Here is a 16,558-nt window from a genome sequence, read left to right on the forward strand (position 1 = left end):
GGGCCGCGGCCGTCCTTTCTGCACCCGATTCGGCCACCCACCGGCCTCTCGGTGATCACGCCTGCGCCACCCTGGAACCATGCCCGGCCCTGCAGGCAGGCGCAGGGCTCCGGCAAAGCTGGGCTACCGCAACGCGTCACACGGCGGGAACCGCCGCCCGCCAACGAAAGTCAGCCCGGCAGGGACCTGTGCGCCCCCACCCCGCAAACCACCGCCCGCCAACGCAAACCAGCCCGGCAGGCAACCCAAGCCCCCACCCCCGGGCCCCACCCGGACCCCCGGCCCGCACCGCCGTCAGGACTGGTCGAACTCCCGCGCCGCCAAGGCCCGGACGATGCCCGCTCGGCCCTCGGAGACCAGGCGGCGGAGGGCCGGCGGGTGGGAGTTTTCGGACAGCCAGGCGTCGGCGGCGTCGACCGTCTCCTGTGCCACGGCCCACGCGGGGAACAGGCCGAGGACCGTGGGCTGGGCGCGTTCGCTTGAGCGGCGCTCCCAGACTCCGGCCACGTCGGCGAAGTAGCGGTTGGTGAAGGGGGCGAGCAGCTCCTTCTGGCTGGGGTGGGAGAAGCCGGAGATGATCGACTCGTTGATCGCGTTGGGCAGCTCGTCGTCGTGGACGGCGCGGCGCCAGGCTTCGTTCTTGGAGGCGATGTTGGGGCGGAGGGCGCGGGCTCGTTCGGCTTGGCGGTGGCCGGTGGCGGTGGAGTCCTGTTCGAGTAGCTGGTCGATGTCCTCGTCGGACGCGGCGCCGTGGGCGACGAGGGCCTGGGTGAGGCGCCAGCGTAGGTCGGTGTCGACGGTGAGGCCGGGGAGTGGGGCGGAGTTGTCCAGCCAGCCACGGAGGGTGGCCAGGGTGTCGTCTTCCAGCGCCGAGGAGGACAGGGCGTTGACGAAGGCGAGTTGGTGGTCGGAGCCCGGTTCGACGGTGCGGGCCAGCTCGAGGATGCGGCCGGTGAACATCCGCCAGCCCTGGGGCGCCCAGGCCGGGTCGGCGTAGGACCCGATCGCGGTCTGGGCCTGCATGAGCAGCCGTTGGACGACGCCGACCTCGGTCTCGGCTGGCAGGCCGTGGCAGACCAGCGTGACGAAGTCGCGGGCCTTGAGCTCGGCCTCCCTGGTCATCTCCCAGGCGGCCGACCAGCACAGGGTGCGGGGGAGCGGCTCGACGATGTCGCCGATCCGGTCGATCAGCGTGGTGAGCGAGTCGGGGTCGAGCCGCATGGTGCAGTAGCTCAGGTCGTCGTCGTTGACCAGCACCAGTTTGCCGCGGGAGATGCCGACCAGGTCCGGCACCTCGGTTCGCTCGCCGGCCACGTCGACCTCGAGCCGGTGGGTGCGGACCAGCTTGCCGGCGCCGTCGTCGTCGTAGATGCCGACCGCCACGCGGTGGGTGCGCAGCTCCCCGCCGCCGGGCTTGGCGCCGCCCTGCATGATCGCGAAGTCGGCGAACCGGCCGTCGGAGGCCACGGTGAACGCCGGGCGCAGGGCGTTGAGCCCGGTGGTTTCCAGCCACTGCGCGCTCCACCAGGACAGGTCCCGGCCGGATGCCTCCTCGAGCGCGGCGAGCAGGTCGGCCAGGGTGGCGTTGCCCCAGGCGTGCTTGTCGAAGTACAAGCGTAGGCCGGCGAGGAAGTTGTCCAGGCCGACGTAGGCGGCCAGCTGCTTGAGCACGCTGGCGCCCTTGGCGTAGGTGATCCCGTCGAAGTTGACCTCGACCGCCTGCAGGTCGGGGATGTCCGCGGCGATCGGGTGGGTCGAGGGGAGCTGGTCCTGCCGGTAGGCCCAGGACTTCTCGATGTTGGCGAAGCTGGTCCAGGCGTGCACGTACTCGGTGGCCTCGGCCTGTGCGAGCACGCTGGCGAAGGTGGCGAACGACTCGTTCAGCCACAGGTCGTCCCACCAGCGCATGGTGACCAGGTCGCCGAACCACATGTGCGCCATCTCGTGCAGCACGGTCTCGCACCGGCGCTCGTAGGCGTACCGGGTGACCCGGCTGCGGAAGACGTAGTCCTCGAGGAACGTCACGCAGCCGGCGTTCTCCATGGCGCCGGCGTTGAACTCCGGCACGAAGCACTGGTCGTACTTGCCGAACGGGTAGGCCACGCCGAAGTTGCGGTGGAAGTAGTCGAAGCCCTGCTTGGTCTCGGTGAACAGCCGCTCGGCGTCCATGTACTCGGCGAGCGAGGCCCGGCAGTAGATGCCGAGCGGAATCGTGGCCAGCTCGTCGCGGTACTCGTCGCGCCATTCCGCGTACGGGCCGGCGACCAGGGCCACCAGGTAGGTCGACATCGGCTTGGTGGTGGGGAAGACGTGCCGGACGGCGCCCTCCGGAGTGTCCTCAGTGGACTCCACGTCGGCGTTGGAGCGCACCTTCCAGTCCCGCGGCGCGATCACCGTGAGCTGGTAGACCGCCTTGAGGTCGGGTTGGTCGAAGCAGGCGAACATGCGCTTGGCGTCCGCGGTCTCGAACTGCGTGTACAGGTACACGCCCTTGTCGACCGGGTCGACGAACCGGTGCAGGCCCTCGCCGGTGTTCATGTACGGGCAGGTGGCCCGCACGGTCACCGTGTTGCGCTCGGCCAGCGCGGGCAGCGCGATCCCGTCCTCCTGGCGGTAGCCGGACAGGTCGAGCGGCCAGCCGTTGAGCTCGGCGTGCTGCACCGAGTCGGCGACCAGGTCGATCCAGCTCGACGCGCCGGGGCGGCGGCTGCGGAATGTGACGGTCGTGCTCGAGCGGAACGTGGACTCCCCGGGGTTGCCGATGCCGTCGGTGAGGTCGAGCTCGATGGCATACGACTCCACCTCGAGCAGCGCCGCGCGCCGCTGGGCTTCGTCACGGGTCAGGTTGGGGGCGGCCACTGATCACCTCGACTGGACTGTCGTTACTGACAATCACATCCAATCACGTCGGGGGACTGAGGTCTTCGGTTGCATGGGAAGAACCGGCCGTCCAACCGATGTTGACCGGGGTATGACTGCCCCCACCAAGACCTCCATCGACTTCTACTTCGACCCGATGTGCCCGTTCGCCTGGATCACCTCGCGCTGGATCCTGGAGGTGGAGCGGCAGCGCGACGTCGATCTCCGGTTCCGGGTGATGAGCCTCGCGGTGCTCAACGAGGGCCGCGAGCTCGGCGAGGACTACGCGGAGTTCCTCGCCAAGGCCTGGGGCCCGGTCCGAGTGCTCATCGCCGCCGCCCAGCACCACGGCGAGGGCGTCCTGCGCGACCTGTACACCGCCATGGGCACCCGGTTCCACAACCAGGGCAACAAGGACACCGACGCCGTGATCAAGGAGTCCCTTGCCGAGGTCGGCCTGCCCGTGGAGCTGGCCGACGCCGCCCGAAGCACCGACTACGACGAGGCCCTGCGCAAGAGCCACCACGAGGGCATGGACCCGGTCGGCCTCGACGTCGGCACCCCCACCATCCACGTCGACGGCGTCGCCTTCTTCGGCCCCGTCCTGACCTCCATCCCGCGCGGCGAGGACGCCCTGCGCCTGTTCGACGGAACCGTCGCCGTGGCCAGCTTCCCCGACTTCTTCGAGATCAAGCGCACCCGGTCCCGGGATCTGAACTTCGACTAACCTCGACGGGAGCGTCAAGTTTTGGAGGACCAATGGCTGCTCCCGCCACCGCTCGCACCGGTCATGTCATCGGAGGCCGGGTGATCGACGAGTCCAGCGAGCGCATCGACGTCGTGAACCCGGCGACCGAGGAGGTGATCGGCTCGGTGCCGGCCGGCACCGCGGCCGACGTGGACGCCGCTGTGGCGGCGGCCACCGACGCGTTCCCCGGCTGGTCGGCCACGCCGGTGGCGGAGCGGGCCGCGCTGGTGCGCCGGATCTCCGAGCGGCTGGCCGCCCGCCGGGAGGAGCTCGCGGCCACGATCACCGCGGAGATGGGCTCGCCGATCACCTTCGCCACGAAGGTGCAGGCGAGCCTGCCGGTCGCCACCTCGGCCGGCCTTGCCGACGTGTTGGAGGGCGGCTACTCGTTCAGCGAGGAGATCGGCAACTCGCTGGTGCTGCGCGAGCCGGTCGGCGTGGTCGGGTGCATCACGCCGTGGAACTACCCGCTGCACCAGATCGCCAACAAGGTGGTGCCGGCGCTGGCCGCCGGGTGCACGGTGGTGCTCAAGCCCAGCGAGATCGCCCCGCTCAACGCCAACCTGTTCCTCGAGGTCCTGGCCGAGGCGGGCGTGCCGGACGGCGTGGTGAACCTGGTGCACGGCGTCGGCCCGGTGGTCGGCGAGGCGATCGCCGCGCACCCCGGGGTGGACATGGTGTCGTTCACGGGGTCGACGCGCGCCGGCCGCCGGGTGTCCGCGGTCGCCGCCGAGACGGTCAAGCGGGTCGCCCTCGAGCTGGGCGGCAAGTCGGCCAACGTGGTGCTCGACGACGCCGACCTGACCAAGGCCGTGAAGATCGGTATCGCGAACACGTTCATCAACGGCGGGCAGACCTGCACGGCGTGGACCCGGATGCTGGTTCCGGCCGACCGGCACGACGAGGCCGCCGAGCTGGCCGCGGCCGCCGCGGCGAAGTACACCGTCGGCGACCCGACGCAGGAGTCGACCAGGATCGGGCCGATGTCGTCGGCCGCGCAGCGCGACCGGGTGTACGGCTACCTGAGGACGGGCGTCGAGGAGGGCGCGAAGGTGGCCTTCGGCGGGCCCGATGCCGGCGGGCTGCCCGAGCGCGGGGCCTACGTGCCGCCGACCGTGTTCGCCGACGTCCGGCCGAGCATGACGATCGCCCAGGAGGAGATCTTCGGCCCGGTGCTGTCGATCCTGCCGTACGCCGACGAGGACGAGGCGGTGCGCATCGCCAACTCGACGATCTACGGCCTGGCCGGCGCGGTGTTCTCCGCGGACGACGACCGGGCCATCGCGTTCGCCAAGCGGATGCGCACCGGCCAGGTGGACGTCAACGGCGGCGCGTTCAACCCGGTGGCCCCGTTCGGCGGCTACAAGCAGTCCGGCAACGGCCGCGAGCTCGGCAAGTTCGGCCTCGAGGAGTTCACCGAGATCAAGTCGATTCAGCGCCCGTAAGGTACTCGGCGGCCAGCTCGTCGCGCTGGTTGGCCACGTACGCCCGGTCCACCGGGTTGCCGTGCCCCGGCACGATCACCTCGGGCCGCAGCGTCAGCAGAACGTCCATTGTGGACGGCCACTCGCGCGGGTAGGCGTCCGGACCGACCACGGGCGGCGCGCCCTCCTCGACCAGGTCGCCCGCGAACAGCACGGCGGCGTCCGGCACGTGCGCCACGACGTCGCCGCCGGTGTGCCCGCGGCCGGGATGCAGCAGGGTGACCTTCCGGTCGCCGAGGTCCAGCTCCTCCGCCGCGACGACCAGCTCGGTCGGCACCACCACACGCGCCGCGGCGACCCGGTCGGCCAGCTCGGGCTTGCCGGACTCGCGGAAGTAGCGCACGCCCCGGCCGCGGTGCTCCTCGGCGTTGGTGGCGATCTCGTCGGCGCACCGCGGATGCGCCCAGACCGCGCCCTTGGGGAGCGCGGCCGTGCCGAAGAAATGGTCCCAGTGCGCGTGGGTGATCAGCACCGTGCACGGCAGCGGCGTCACCTCGCGGACCGCCGCCCGCCACGCCGCGCCGTGCGCCTCGTCGGTGCCGCTGTCGATCAGCAGGCAGCTCTCGCCGCCCACGATCAGCCCGAGCGTCTGGTCCAGCTCCTCGTGCCGCCGGACGAACACCCGGTCGGCCACCTCGATCATCCTGCCCATCGTTCGAACACCCCGTCCACGAGCATCGGCACCACGTCACTGCAGTCAACCCGCCCGGCCAGCTCCACGTCGACCGGCACCCCGGCATGCGCGAGCTCCCGGCCCGACACCGACCCGGCCAGCAGCTCCGCCACCCGGCCGTCGGCGGCCGCGTAGCTCAACGCGGCGAGCTCGGCCTCGGGCGAGCGGTTCGCGTCGTCGCCAAGCGCCCGCACGATCGCGCCCGCGCCGAGCACCTCCTCGAGCGACGGCCGGAGGCCGCGTACTTCCGTGTGGTGCCAACGCTCTCCGGCCGGCACCACGCCGATCGGGCGGTCCCGGGCCAGCGTCCGCGCGGCGGCGCCGACCGCCGAGGCGTTGCGCAGGCAGCCGGCCAGCACGGTGGCGCCCAGCTCCGCGGCGGCGGCGCACAGGGTGGCGCCGTTGGGTGAGGCGATCGCCAGGAACGTGCCCTCCGGCAGGTCGACGAGCGACGACGGCCGCAGCGTCCACTCGGTCGCCTGCTCCGCGACGGTGAAGCCTTCCGCCGTCCGGCTCAGGCCCGACCGGGTCAGCACGGCGCCCGCCCGGCGCGCGGCCTCGCCGGCCCGCTCATCGCGCCAGGGCAGCGGCAGCACCCGACCGCCCCGGCCGAGCGCGACGTCCACCGAGGTGGTGAACACCAGCACGTCGACGATCACCAGCACGGCGCAGTGCGGCGCCAGCTCCCGCACCCCGTCGGCGCCCCACTCGAGCCGAACCGCGTACCCGTCCTGGGCGTAGACCGTCACCCGCTACCCTCCAGCCGTGCGTGTGTATCTGGGAGCCGACCATGCCGGCTTCGAGCTCAAGCAGCATCTCGCGGAGCATCTCTCCGGCGCCGGGCACGAGGTGATCGACGTCGGCCCCGCCACCTACGACCCGGACGACGACTACCCGCCGTACTGCGTCGAGACGGCCCGCCGCGTGGTCGCCGACGCCGGCAGCCTGGGCGTGGTGATCGGCGGCTCCGGCAACGGCGAGCAGATCGCGGCCAACAAGGTCGCCGGCTGCCGTGCCGCCCTCGCCTGGAGCGTGGAGACCGCCCGGCTGGCCCGCCAGCACAACGACGCCCAGGTGATCGGCATCGGTGCGCGCATGCACGACGCCGCCGAGGCCACCGCGATCGTGGAGGAGTTCCTGGCCACCCCGTTCTCCGGCGGCGAGCGGCATGCCCGGCGGATCGCCCAGCTGGCCGAGTACGAGCGCACCGGAACACCGCCCGCGCTCCCGTCCTAGAAGCGCGCACCGTGCCAGAGGGACACACGCTGCACCGGCTCGCCCGCCGGCACCAGCGCTACTTCGGCGGCCAACCGGTCGCGGTCTCCAGCCCGCAGGGCCGGTTCACCGCGGCGTCCATTGTGGACGGACAGATACTGCGCCGGGCCGAGGCGCACGGCAAGCACCTGTTCCACCGGTACGGTCCCAACGCGACGGTGCACGTCCACCTGGGGCTGTACGGCACGTTCGTCGAGCACCCGGTCCCGCTCGGGCCGCCCGTGGGTGAGGTACGCATGCGGATGGTCGGCGCCACACTCGGCACCGACCTGCGCGGCCCGGCCGCGTGCGAGCTGCTGACCGACGCCGAGGTGGCCGCGCTGCGCTCCCGGCTCGGCCCCGACCCGCTGCGCCGCGACGCCGACCCGGACCGCGCCTGGGCCCGGATCTCCACCTCCCGCGCCCCGCTGGCCGGCCTGCTCCTCGATCAGGCCGTGGTGGCCGGCGTCGGCAACGTCTACCGCGCCGAGATCCTGTTCCGGCACGGCATCCCGCCGCTGCTCCCCGGCCGCTCCCTCAACCGTCCACTCTGGACAGAGCTATGGTCCGACCTGGTCACTCTGATGCGCCAAGGCGTCCGCCGCGGCCGCATCGACACGGTGCGCGACGAGCACCTCCCCGAGGCCATGGGCCGCGACCCGCGCCGCGACCGGCACGGCGGCGAGGTGTACGTCTACCGCCGAGCCGGCCAACCCTGCCTGGTCTGCGGCACCGAGATCGCCACCCGACTGCTCGCCGCCCGCAAGCTCTACTGGTGCCCCACCTGCCAGGCCTAACCCCCGCGTGTCCCGCCCTCGTGCAGCCGTGTCCCGCCCTCGTGCAGCCGCGCCCCACGCCAACCGCCAACCGCCGCCCGCCGACGCAACCCGACCCGGGAACGAGCCGCGCGTCCCCCACCCCATGCCAACCGCCGTCCGCCGACGCAACCCGACCCGGGAACGAGCCGCGCGACTTCACCCACGCCAACCGCCGCCCGCCGACGCAACCCGACCCGAGAACGAGCCGCGCGTCGCCACCCCATGCCAACCGCCGCCCGCCAACGCACCTCAACCACGCACCAGAGCCGCGCGCCCCCACCCCCGGCCCCACCCCGGCGAACCCACCAACCCCTGAGCCGGCTCAGAACCCGCCGAAGTCGCCTCCGCCGAAGTCCCCACCCCCGAAGTCGCCGCCGAAGTCACCCCCGGCGTCGCCCCCGAAGTCGCCGCCGCTGTCACCGCCCTCGCCGCCGCCGTCACCGCCGGACTCCAGCGCGTCCTGCTGGCCGGCGTCGTAGCCGGCCTCCCAGGCGTGCGCGTCCGGGATGCCGTACATGCCGGAGAACATGGCGCTGAACAGCAGCATCGAGCCCAACCCCCAGGCGCCGGCGACCAGCGCCGGCTTCCACCACGGCTCGCTGTACCAGCCCTGCGGCACCGGCCGGCCGGCGACCCGGCCGCCGGGGAAGTAGTGCGGCGTGCGCTCGCCGGGCTCCGGCGACGCCTCGTACTCGTGGCCCTCCACCTCGACCCGGCGGTTCTCGGTGACCCGGCCCGCGCGCCGCGCCTCCGGGTCCTCGGGCAGCTCGGGACCGGGATCCAGGTCCATCGCGATGCGCGCGGCCCGCACGTAGTACAGCCCCTCGAGGGCCGTCTTCGTCACCAGCCGGGCCTGCTCGACCGTGTTCGCCTGCTCCATCTGGGAACCGGCCGCGGTGTACCGCTCCGCCGCGTCGGCCAGCGCCTGCTTGGCCGCGTCGTTGGTGCCGACCAGGTTCATCACCTGGCCGCCGAGCCGCTCCACCCAGCGCCGGGCGTCGGCCTTGGCGTCGTCGAGCTGCTGCTGCCGGGCGGCCGCCCGGTTCTTGGCCAGCACCATGACGACCGCGACAACGGCGAGGACCAGCGCGATCACGATGATCGTCCCGGTCATGGAACCTCCTGGGGTGAGCCACCGGCATGTGTCCGCGAACCGGACAACTTACCCGCACAACGGCGACCCCGCCTCCGCGGTTCCCTCAGAAATCCTCGAGGCAGCCCGGCTCACGGTCGTGCAGGAACGCCAGCGAGGTCCGGGCCAGCGCGCCGCGCCGCAACTCCCGCACCCGCCCGGCTGCGGCCAGCGTGGCCAGCCGGGTGCCACCGAGGTAGGCCGCGCCGAGCGCTTCCACGCCCAGCGCCAGGTCCGGGTCGGCCGCCGAGCGCTCGACCTCGGCCCGCCCGTCCTCGCCCACCGCCAGCCGCCAGCGGCCGGCGTTCCACGGGCACAGCTCGTCGGCCACCTCGAGCACGACGTCCACCGGCACCGCGTACCGGCGGGCCGCCAGCGCCCGGTCGACGTCGACAAGGCGCACCCACAGCGCGTCGAACATGGTGCGCACGGCCGCCCTCGAGTCGGCGAGCATGTGCACCAGCGGCTCGTCGACGGCCAGCCGCATGGTGACCTCGCCGACGAGGTCGATGTCCAGCACGTACCGGCAGATCGCCGCGTACGCCGGCGGGTTCGCCGCGACCAGGGTGCGCACGGTCACCGGTGAGCGGGGGCCGCGGTCCTGCCACTCCTGCCTGGTGCGATACACGGCGTAACCCTCGGGATGCACCGCGAACCGGTAGGCGGTCTGGCCGCGGCGGGACGGCTCGGCGTCGAACAGGTGGTAGTCCCAGGCGCCGTCGGTCCGGTCGAGATACCCGACCCGGTCCGCCCACACACTCTCGTAGATCTTGCGGATCAGCGGAAGGGCCTGCTCCCGCGGCAGCTCCCGGACCGGCGCGGGATCGACCTCGACATCCCGCCGGAACGCCGCGCCGCGCGGCAGCGCCAACCGCACATACTGCGTGGCGAGGCCGTAGCCGAAGCGCCCGTAGATCCCGCCCTCGGAGGCCCAGAGCGCGGCGATCGGCTCCCCGGTCTCGTGCAGGCCGGCCAGCTGCGTACGCATGATCATGCTCAGCACCCCGCGCCTGCGGTGCCCGGGGGCGACCCCGATCGACGTCACCGCGGCCGCCGGAATCGGACCGGCACCCGGCACGACCAGTCGCCGGGTGAGCAGCTGCCCGGAGCCGATCATCTCCGCGCCGTCGAACACCCCGTGGCTGCGGGCGGGCTCGAACACGGTGCGTTCCGAGGCAAGGAAATCGTCGTTGTGGTCGATGAGAAACGCGGACGCGAGCACCGCGCTGAACGCGGGCAGATCGGCATCGGTCAGCGTGCGGATCGTCAGCAGCTGATCACTCTGGGGCGCAACGGACACTCCGCCGTCATACCCGGCCACGCCGCGCGGCGCGACTCATTTTCCGTTGCGTTACAACGATCACAATCAGTCCGTGTTATACCGACGGGCCATTAGCCTATGGGCCAACGAGGGGTCGGGGGACTTCTTCTTGAGGGGGTCGTGCGTGAACGCATTGATGAGCGGTGTCGGCACGTTGGCCAAGATTCCGTCCAACAAGATCGGCAAGTGGGCGATCGTGGCACTGTGGCTCATCGCGGCCGCCGTGCTCGCCCCGTTGGGCGGCAAGCTGACCAGCGTGCAGGACAACCAGATGTCGTCCTGGCTGCCCGGCGACGCCGAGTCGACCAAGGTCCTCGAGATCACCGAGCGGTTCCGGTCCAGCAACGAGATCCCCGCGATTGTCGTCTACGAGAAGCCGTCCGGGCTCAGCCAGGCCGATCTCGCCGCGATCGCCGGGCACGCCCGGCAGTTCGCCGAGATCGAGCGGGTCGATCGCGAGGTGGTCGGGCCGATCCCGTCCACCGAGCAGCCCAATCCCCAGGCGGCGCAGGTGATCGTGCCGATCAACGCGGGTAGCGACGGCTGGGAGAAGCTGCCCGACCTCGCCGACCAGATGCGACAGATCGCCGGCCGGGACAGCGCCGGGATCTCCGTGCACGTCACCGGTCCCGCGGGCACCGGAGCCGACCAGGCCGAGGCGTTCGCCGGCATCGACGGGGCGTTGCTGTACGCCGCGCTGTTCGTCGTGATCGTCATGCTGCTGCTCACCTACCGCAGCCCGGTTCTCTGGGTGCTGCCGGTGATCTCCGCGGGGATCGCGCTGTTCGCCGCCCAGGGCGTGATCTACCTGCTGGCCAAGCACGCCGACCTGACCGTCAACGGGCAGAGCGCCGGCATCCTCACCGTGCTGGTGTTCGGCGCCGGCACGGACTACGCGCTGCTGCTGGTCGCCCGATATCGGGAAGAGCTGCGCCGCCACCAGGATCGCCACGAGGCCATGGCGTTCGCCCTGCACCGCGCCGGACCGGCGATCTGGGCCAGCGCGGCCACCGTGATCCTCGGCATGGTGTGCCTGGTCTTCGCCGACCTCAACGCGACCGCCGGGCTCGGCCCGGTCGCGGCGATCGGTGTCGGCGTCGCGCTGCTGGCCATGGTCACGCTGCTGCCGGCGCTGCTGGTGATCTTCGGGCGGTGGATGTTCTGGCCGGTGCGCCCGGCGTTCGACACCGCCGAGCCCACCGAGACCGGTCTCTGGGCGCGGATCGGCGGCGCGATCGGTCGCCGCCCGCGGGTCACCTGGGTGGCCACCGGGCTGGTGCTCGGGGTGCTCGCGCTTGGCACGCTGACCCTCAAGGCCGACGGGTTGACCAACGCCGCGTCGTTCACCGGTACCCCGGACTCGGTCGTCGGGGAGCAGGTGCTCGCCAAGCACTTCCCGGCCGGCGCCGCCCAGCCGGTCGAGGTGGTCGCCAGGGCGGATCAGGCAACCCGGGTGCGCGCGGTGTTCGGCGCGGTGCCCGGGATCGTGCCGGGCTCGGTCGACGAGCCGCTCGTGCGTGACGGCTACGCGTATATGACCGGCACGATGACCGACGCCCCGGACGGTCCGGCCGCGGCGGCCACCCTGGAACGGGTCCGGGCCGCGGTGCACGCGGTGCCCGGCGCGGACGCGATGGCCGGCGGCATGGCCGCGGTGCTGCACGACACCAACGCGGCCAACAGCCACGACCGCGGCCTGATCATCCCGATCGTGCTGATCGTCGTGTTCCTGATCCTGGCGGGACTGCTGCGTGCGCTCATCGCGCCGCTGATCCTGATCGCGACCGTGGTGCTGTCGTTCTTCGCGGCACTGGGCATCAGTGCGTTCTTCTTCGACAACGTCTTCGGCTTCGACGGCGCGGACGCGTCGTTCCCGTTGTTCGTGTTCGTGTTCCTTGTGTCGCTTGGCATCGACTACAACATCTTCCTGATGACCAGGGTGCACGAGGAGGCCAGGCAGTGGGGCACCAGGCGGGGCGCGCTGATCGGTCTGTCCGCGACCGGCGGCGTGATCACGTCCGCGGGTCTCGTGCTGGCCGGCACGTTCGCGGTTCTCGGCACGCTGCCGCTGACCTTCGCCGCCGAGCTCGGATTCGCCGTCGCCGTCGGGGTGATCATCGACACGATCATCGTCCGCGCAGTGCTCGTCACGGCGCTGACCCTCGACGTTGGACGGTGGATGTGGTGGCCGCACAAGCTGTTCCGCAAGCGCGACGTGGAGCCGGATGAAGCCGTCGGCGAGCCTCCTACTCGAACCCTGGTCGCGGAGCACTAGTTCCACGCAGGTGGAAACGCTGGAGTCCGCCAGCACCGCCACGTATGGTGTTCCTCGATGAGGGTTGACGTACCGGTACTTCTGCGTGACGCCACGCTGTCCGACGCCGCGGCGATCGGCGACGTGCATGCAGAAGCGTGGCAAGTTGCATATCGCGACTTGTTTGAGCCACAGTGGCTCGGCCGGTTCGTGGCCAAGCGGCGCACGCAGTGGGCGTCCCGCATGGCGACTCCCGAGTTCGACCGGGCCACGATGCTGGTCGCGGTGCGGCACGACCGGGTGTGCGCGTTCGCCTACTTCGGACCGCACGGCCTGACCGCGGGGAAGCACACGGTGGTCCCGTCCGTGTGGCCCCGGCCCGGCGAGGGCGAGATCTACGGCTTCTACGCCCATCCGTCCGTCTGGGGCACCGGGGTGGCGCCCACGCTGATGGACGGCGCGTGGGATCTCCTTGCGGAGGCGGGATACCGCCGGGTTCGCTTGTGGACGCTCGCCGGCGCCAACCGGGCGCGCCGCTTCTACAGCCGGTTCGGCTTCGAGGAGAGCGGCGCCACCCACGAGCGCGACTTCGGCGACGGCCGGCCGGTGCTCGAGCTGGAGTACGTGCGCTCCGTTCGCTAACCGCTCAACGCCAGTCGAAGCTCGTCGGACATCGGCTTTTTCTTCAGTGTGGCCGGATCCACCCACACATGCCGCACCTCGCCGTCGGCGATCATCCGGTCGCCGACCCGGAACACCGGATGGATGATCATGCTGGTCGTTCCCAGATGGTGGATCGGCATCGCGATGTCCAGCTCCTCGTCGAACCGCGCGCCGTTGAGGAACCGCAGCCGCGCCTCCGCGACCACGATGTCGAACCCCCGCTCGACGATCTCCCGGTACGGGCCGATCCGGGCCCGCATCAGCTCGGTGACCGCGACGTCGTAGTAGAACAGGTACTGCCCGTTGAACACCACGCCCTGCTGGTCGCACTCGCTGTAGCGCACCCGAAGGCGGTGCACGAAGGTCTCGCTCATCGTTTGTCCTTGTGGCCCTCGGCAAGCTGCCGCGCCACCCGGTCGGCGCCCACCAGCCGACCGAGCCAGGCGACGGTCTGCGGGGCGAGCAGCGCGAGCGTGGCGCCGGCCTTGGTCACCAGGTCCGCCACGTCGATCTCGGCCCTGTTCTGCACGATCGCCCGCACCACCGCGGCCGCGACGTCCCGCGGCGACCGCGGCCGGATCCCCGGGGGCAGCGTGCCCCCGCCGTCGACGAACATTCCCGCCTCGGCGATCGGTCCCGGGTTCACACAGCTCACCCCGACTCCGCGCGGCTCCCAGTCCGCGCGCAGCGCAAGGGCGAACCCGCGCAACCCGAACTTCGTGGCGTTGTACAGCGACGAGACCGGCGTCGTGCTCTTGCCGGACAGGGACGACACGAGCACGATGTGCCCTTGGCCCCTGGCCAGCATGCGTTCCCCGATCAACCGCGCCAGTACTATCGGCGACCGTAGATTCACGCCGAGCACCCGGTCGATCTGCTCGATCGTGTAGCCCTCCAGCAGCCCGTTGCCGGGCAGGCCGGCGTTGGCGACCAGAACGTCCACATCGGCGGCCGCGCGCGCCACCCGGTCCACGTCGTCTGGATTGGACAGATCGGCCGGAATCGCCCGGCCGCCGAGCTCGTCGGCCAGCGGCTCGAGCACCTCGGCCCGGCGTCCGGTGAGGAGCGGCACGCACCCCTCGTCCCGCAGCCGGCGCGCGATCGCCTGCCCGAGCCCACCCGTCGCCCCGGTCACCAACACCGATTTCCCACGAAGCTCCATGCCCCGATCGTATCGACTCCGTGACCGGTCGAACCTCGAACGTGAAGGATCGGGTTCACCGGTACCCCTCGTAGGTCCAAAGTGGACAACTGTGGAGGCCTGCTACCCGCCGAGGCGCCCGGGTTTGAGCGGTGTGATCTGCTCGATGTCGTAGCGGGCCCGCAGCGCCGCCACCGCGTCCGGATCGGGCGGCCCGCCGCCGGCGAGCAGCTCGCCCATCTCCCGGAGGTACTTCTCGTGGCCGGACGGCGCGGCGAGGAACAGCATCCTGGCCGGCTCCGAACCGGGGTTGGCGAACGCGTGCGGGCACCCCGGCCGGCACGTACATCAGGCTGCCGGGACCGCCCCGCGCCACCTTCGCGCCGGACTCGGACTCCCAGCTCTGCCAGTCGCCCGAGGTCCGCGTGCGCGGTTCGAACGCCAGCAGGTCGAGCTCGCCCTCGAGGATGTAGAACAGCTCCTCGACCGCACCGTGCAGGTGCGCCCCCACGTCGAATCCCGGTGGCACGTCGGCCTCGAACACCGACCATCGGGAGGACCGGTCCGCACCCACCTTGAGCGTCATCCCGGCCGATGCGATCCGATCCCCCGCCCCAGGCGGCAACAGCAGTCCGTCCGTCATGCGCTCACGCTAACCGCAACGTCGACGGGCAGGATTGTCCTATGCAGACGATCTCGCACAATCCCACGGACGGTGTCTACCCCGCTACGCCCGACTACGTCCACGCCGTCGAGGTCCGCGACCCCACCCGCCTGCTGTTCGTGGCCGGCACCATGGGACTCGACCCCGCCGGGGTCCCCGGCGCGGACCTGACCGCCCAACTGGACCTCATCTGGTCCAACCTGCGGGCCATCCTCGCCTCCGCCGGCATGACCGTCGACAACATCGTCCGCCTCACCAGCTACCTGCGGGATCCCGCCTACGCCGAGGCCAACGCCGCCGCCCGCACGGCCGCGCTTGGCGGCCGACCCGTCCCGACCACCGCGATCGTGGTCCAGACTCTTGACCCGCACTGGCTGGTCGAGATCGAGATCATCGCGGCGGCCTAGCGCGACGGATCCCTGCCGCTGAGGGCCAGCAGCCGGTCCTGCGGTGACGCGTCGTCCGGCACAGTGATCTTCGGCCCGAACACGCCGATCGCCCGCAGCTCATCGGCCTCCGGCTCGATCATGTCCCACAACCCGCGCACCAGCGGGGCCGGCAGCTCGGTGTCCATCCCGGCGAACCTGGCGATGTCGTACGCCCCAAACCCCCGGAAAATGGTGATGTGCAGCAAGTACACCCGCGCCGGGAAGTCCCCGTAGCTCAGGTGCACGATCTTGTCGAGATCCTCGAACTCCCGCACCGCCGCCACGGCCGTGTCGACGATCCTGGCGAAACTGCGCCGCGGATCGTCCCCGAGCAGATCCCCCTCGTACCTGTCCCCGACCTCGGCCGGCGTCCTCCCCGCCAGCACGTCCGGCACCCAGATGTCATCGTAGGCGTGATGGTTGACCACATCCCGCAACACCCGGGTCCCGGCCCGCCACCTCATCGCATCCGGAACCTCCCGCTCCCACTGGTCATCCTTGATCCGCTCCACCACGTCCCGGAGCGCGTGATCCGCCAGCTCGAACACGTCCGCCTCACGCATGCGACCCTCCCTTGTGGACCCGCTTCACATATCGATGGCACGGCACCGGAACAGGCCCATCGGCGCTCATGGCCGAATACTCGAACAGTCCCTCGTCCACCCACCCGTTCCGCTCGTAAAACCTCCGCGCCCGCCCATTCCCCGGCGCCACCGCCAACCAGGCCCGCCCGTACCCGTTCGCCCCCACCATCCGCTCCGCCTCCGCCAGCAACGCCCCCGCCACCCCCGCCCCACGATATTGTTGGGAGACATACACCTGCTCGACCTCGTCCCCCACCACCATCACAAACCCGGCCACCGCGCCATCGACAACGGCCACGACCGTATCCCCCACCCGCTCCGCCGCCCGCACATCGAACGACTCCCGCGTCCGCACCGCGACAAGCTCATCGGGCACATTCCCCAAGTGCCCGTCCCGCCACCCCTCCCACCAAATCTGCGCAACCGCACCCGCATCCCCATCCCCAGCCGCCCGCAACATCACACCCGCACCATCGCTCACCACCCGGCCGAGTCTAGGCCGATCAAGCCAACCCCCCGCGAGGTTGCACCGCGT

17 protein-coding genes are annotated in these 16,558 nt (G+C 71.4%); 7 read left to right on the top strand and 10 right to left on the bottom strand.

Features of this window, described 5'->3' with window-relative positions:
* Positions 1–294: 294 nt before the first annotated feature.
* Positions 295–2,859, bottom strand: a complete 2,565-nt coding sequence (gene pepN / locus VGX25_RS30875) for an aminopeptidase N (RefSeq protein ID WP_326921476.1) — start codon at positions 2,857–2,859, stop codon at positions 295–297.
* Between the two features lie 112 nt (positions 2,860–2,971).
* Here pepN and VGX25_RS30880 point away from each other — a divergent pair, with 112 nt between their 5' ends.
* Both VGX25_RS30880 and VGX25_RS30885 read left to right on the top strand, forming a co-directional pair.
* On the top strand, positions 2,972–3,586 hold the full coding sequence (locus VGX25_RS30880) for a DsbA family protein (RefSeq protein WP_326921477.1): 615 nt from the start codon (positions 2,972–2,974) through the stop codon (positions 3,584–3,586).
* Positions 3,587–3,618: 32 nt separating this feature from the next.
* Positions 3,619–5,052 (top strand): aldehyde dehydrogenase family protein, encoded by a 1,434-nt coding sequence (locus VGX25_RS30885; RefSeq protein WP_326921478.1) that lies wholly within the window; start codon positions 3,619–3,621, stop codon positions 5,050–5,052.
* On the opposite strand, the gene VGX25_RS30890 is transcribed toward VGX25_RS30885, so the two are convergent.
* On the bottom strand, positions 5,030–5,743 hold the full coding sequence (locus tag VGX25_RS30890) for an MBL fold metallo-hydrolase (protein ID WP_326921479.1): 714 nt from the start codon (positions 5,741–5,743) through the stop codon (positions 5,030–5,032). The genes VGX25_RS30885 and VGX25_RS30890 overlap by 23 nt on opposite strands.
* Positions 5,731–6,513 carry a 2-phosphosulfolactate phosphatase gene (locus VGX25_RS30895; protein ID WP_326921480.1) on the bottom strand — a complete coding sequence of 261 codons (783 nt, stop codon included), beginning with the start codon at positions 6,511–6,513 and terminating at the stop codon, positions 5,731–5,733. Before VGX25_RS30895 ends, VGX25_RS30890 begins: the two co-directional genes overlap by 13 nt.
* Before the next feature lie 16 nt (positions 6,514–6,529).
* On the opposite strand from VGX25_RS30895, the gene VGX25_RS30900 reads away from it, so the two are divergent.
* Both VGX25_RS30900 and VGX25_RS30905 read left to right on the top strand, forming a co-directional pair.
* The gene (locus VGX25_RS30900; RefSeq protein ID WP_326921481.1) at positions 6,530–7,000 is read left to right on the top strand and encodes a ribose-5-phosphate isomerase; all 471 of its coding nucleotides are present in this window, start codon (positions 6,530–6,532) and stop codon (positions 6,998–7,000) included.
* 11 nt (positions 7,001–7,011) lie between these two features.
* Positions 7,012–7,815: an Fpg/Nei family DNA glycosylase gene (locus VGX25_RS30905; protein ID WP_326921482.1), complete on the top strand. Its 804-nt coding sequence runs from the start codon at positions 7,012–7,014 to the stop codon at positions 7,813–7,815.
* Between the two features lie 343 nt (positions 7,816–8,158).
* On the opposite strand, the gene VGX25_RS30910 is transcribed toward VGX25_RS30905, so the two are convergent.
* Together VGX25_RS30910 and VGX25_RS30915 are read right to left on the bottom strand one after the other, a co-directional pair.
* Complete coding sequence (locus VGX25_RS30910; protein ID WP_326921483.1) at positions 8,159–8,950, bottom strand: hypothetical protein; 792 nt, start codon at positions 8,948–8,950, stop codon at positions 8,159–8,161.
* Positions 8,951–9,035: 85 nt separating this feature from the next.
* The gene (locus VGX25_RS30915; protein WP_326921484.1) at positions 9,036–10,268 is read right to left on the bottom strand and encodes a GNAT family N-acetyltransferase; all 1,233 of its coding nucleotides are present in this window, start codon (positions 10,266–10,268) and stop codon (positions 9,036–9,038) included.
* Between the two features lie 145 nt (positions 10,269–10,413).
* On the opposite strand from VGX25_RS30915, the gene VGX25_RS30920 reads away from it, so the two are divergent.
* Both VGX25_RS30920 and VGX25_RS30925 read left to right on the top strand, forming a co-directional pair.
* Positions 10,414–12,564, top strand: a complete 2,151-nt coding sequence (locus VGX25_RS30920; protein WP_326921485.1) for an MMPL family transporter — start codon at positions 10,414–10,416, stop codon at positions 12,562–12,564.
* A 57-nt stretch (positions 12,565–12,621) separates the two neighbouring features.
* Positions 12,622–13,185 carry a GNAT family N-acetyltransferase gene (locus tag VGX25_RS30925; RefSeq protein WP_326921486.1) on the top strand — a complete coding sequence of 188 codons (564 nt, stop codon included), beginning with the start codon at positions 12,622–12,624 and terminating at the stop codon, positions 13,183–13,185.
* On the opposite strand, the gene VGX25_RS30930 is transcribed toward VGX25_RS30925, so the two are convergent.
* The 3 genes from VGX25_RS30930 to VGX25_RS30940 all read right to left on the bottom strand — a co-directional run bounded on the left by VGX25_RS30930 (position 13,182) and on the right by VGX25_RS30940 (position 14,635).
* Positions 13,182–13,580 carry a thioesterase family protein gene (locus tag VGX25_RS30930; protein ID WP_326921487.1) on the bottom strand — a complete coding sequence of 133 codons (399 nt, stop codon included), beginning with the start codon at positions 13,578–13,580 and terminating at the stop codon, positions 13,182–13,184. The genes VGX25_RS30925 and VGX25_RS30930 overlap by 4 nt on opposite strands.
* Positions 13,577–14,368, bottom strand: coding sequence for an SDR family NAD(P)-dependent oxidoreductase (locus tag VGX25_RS30935; protein ID WP_326921488.1), 792 nt, complete (start codon positions 14,366–14,368; stop codon positions 13,577–13,579). Before VGX25_RS30935 ends, VGX25_RS30930 begins: the two co-directional genes overlap by 4 nt.
* A 102-nt stretch (positions 14,369–14,470) precedes the next feature.
* The gene (locus tag VGX25_RS30940; RefSeq protein ID WP_326921489.1) at positions 14,471–14,635 is read right to left on the bottom strand and encodes a hypothetical protein; all 165 of its coding nucleotides are present in this window, start codon (positions 14,633–14,635) and stop codon (positions 14,471–14,473) included.
* Between the two features lie 396 nt (positions 14,636–15,031).
* Between VGX25_RS30940 and VGX25_RS30945 the strand changes: the two genes are divergently transcribed.
* The gene (locus VGX25_RS30945) at positions 15,032–15,418 is read left to right on the top strand and encodes a RidA family protein (RefSeq protein WP_326921490.1); all 387 of its coding nucleotides are present in this window, start codon (positions 15,032–15,034) and stop codon (positions 15,416–15,418) included.
* Here the strand turns inward: VGX25_RS30945 and VGX25_RS30950 are convergent.
* Both VGX25_RS30950 and VGX25_RS30955 read right to left on the bottom strand, forming a co-directional pair.
* On the bottom strand, positions 15,415–16,002 hold the full coding sequence (locus tag VGX25_RS30950; RefSeq protein WP_326921491.1) for a TIGR03086 family metal-binding protein: 588 nt from the start codon (positions 16,000–16,002) through the stop codon (positions 15,415–15,417). The two genes, VGX25_RS30945 and VGX25_RS30950, sit on opposite strands and share 4 nt — an antisense overlap.
* Positions 15,995–16,399 carry a GNAT family N-acetyltransferase gene (locus tag VGX25_RS30955; protein WP_326921492.1) on the bottom strand — a complete coding sequence of 135 codons (405 nt, stop codon included), beginning with the start codon at positions 16,397–16,399 and terminating at the stop codon, positions 15,995–15,997. The genes VGX25_RS30950 and VGX25_RS30955 overlap by 8 nt, the downstream gene beginning before the upstream one ends.
* Positions 16,400–16,558 lie beyond the last annotated feature (159 nt).

Origin of the sequence: Actinophytocola sp., from assembly GCF_035942955.1 — a bacterium.
Classification (GTDB): domain Bacteria; phylum Actinomycetota; class Actinomycetes; order Mycobacteriales; family Pseudonocardiaceae; genus DASYTH01.

What these genes read in the sequence shown, in the direction of transcription:
- VGX25_RS30890 (WP_326921479.1), bottom strand. Translation starts at nt 5,743, where the DNA reads ATGGGCAGGATGATCGAGGTGGCCGACCGGGTGTTCGTCCGGCGGCAC.
- VGX25_RS30935 (WP_326921488.1), bottom strand. Translation starts at nt 14,368, where the DNA reads ATGGAGCTTCGTGGGAAATCGGTGTTGGTGACCGGGGCGACGGGTGGG.
- VGX25_RS30885 (WP_326921478.1), top strand. Translation starts at nt 3,619, where the DNA reads ATGGCTGCTCCCGCCACCGCTCGCACCGGTCATGTCATCGGAGGCCGG.
- VGX25_RS30880 (WP_326921477.1), top strand. Translation starts at nt 2,972, where the DNA reads ATGACTGCCCCCACCAAGACCTCCATCGACTTCTACTTCGACCCGATG.
- VGX25_RS30945 (WP_326921490.1), top strand. Translation starts at nt 15,032, where the DNA reads ATGCAGACGATCTCGCACAATCCCACGGACGGTGTCTACCCCGCTACG.
- VGX25_RS30925 (WP_326921486.1), top strand. Translation starts at nt 12,622, where the DNA reads ATGAGGGTTGACGTACCGGTACTTCTGCGTGACGCCACGCTGTCCGAC.
- VGX25_RS30940 (WP_326921489.1), bottom strand. Translation starts at nt 14,635, where the DNA reads ATGCTGTTCCTCGCCGCGCCGTCCGGCCACGAGAAGTACCTCCGGGAG.
- VGX25_RS30910 (WP_326921483.1), bottom strand. Translation starts at nt 8,950, where the DNA reads ATGACCGGGACGATCATCGTGATCGCGCTGGTCCTCGCCGTTGTCGCG.
- VGX25_RS30930 (WP_326921487.1), bottom strand. Translation starts at nt 13,580, where the DNA reads ATGAGCGAGACCTTCGTGCACCGCCTTCGGGTGCGCTACAGCGAGTGC.
- VGX25_RS30950 (WP_326921491.1), bottom strand. Translation starts at nt 16,002, where the DNA reads ATGCGTGAGGCGGACGTGTTCGAGCTGGCGGATCACGCGCTCCGGGAC.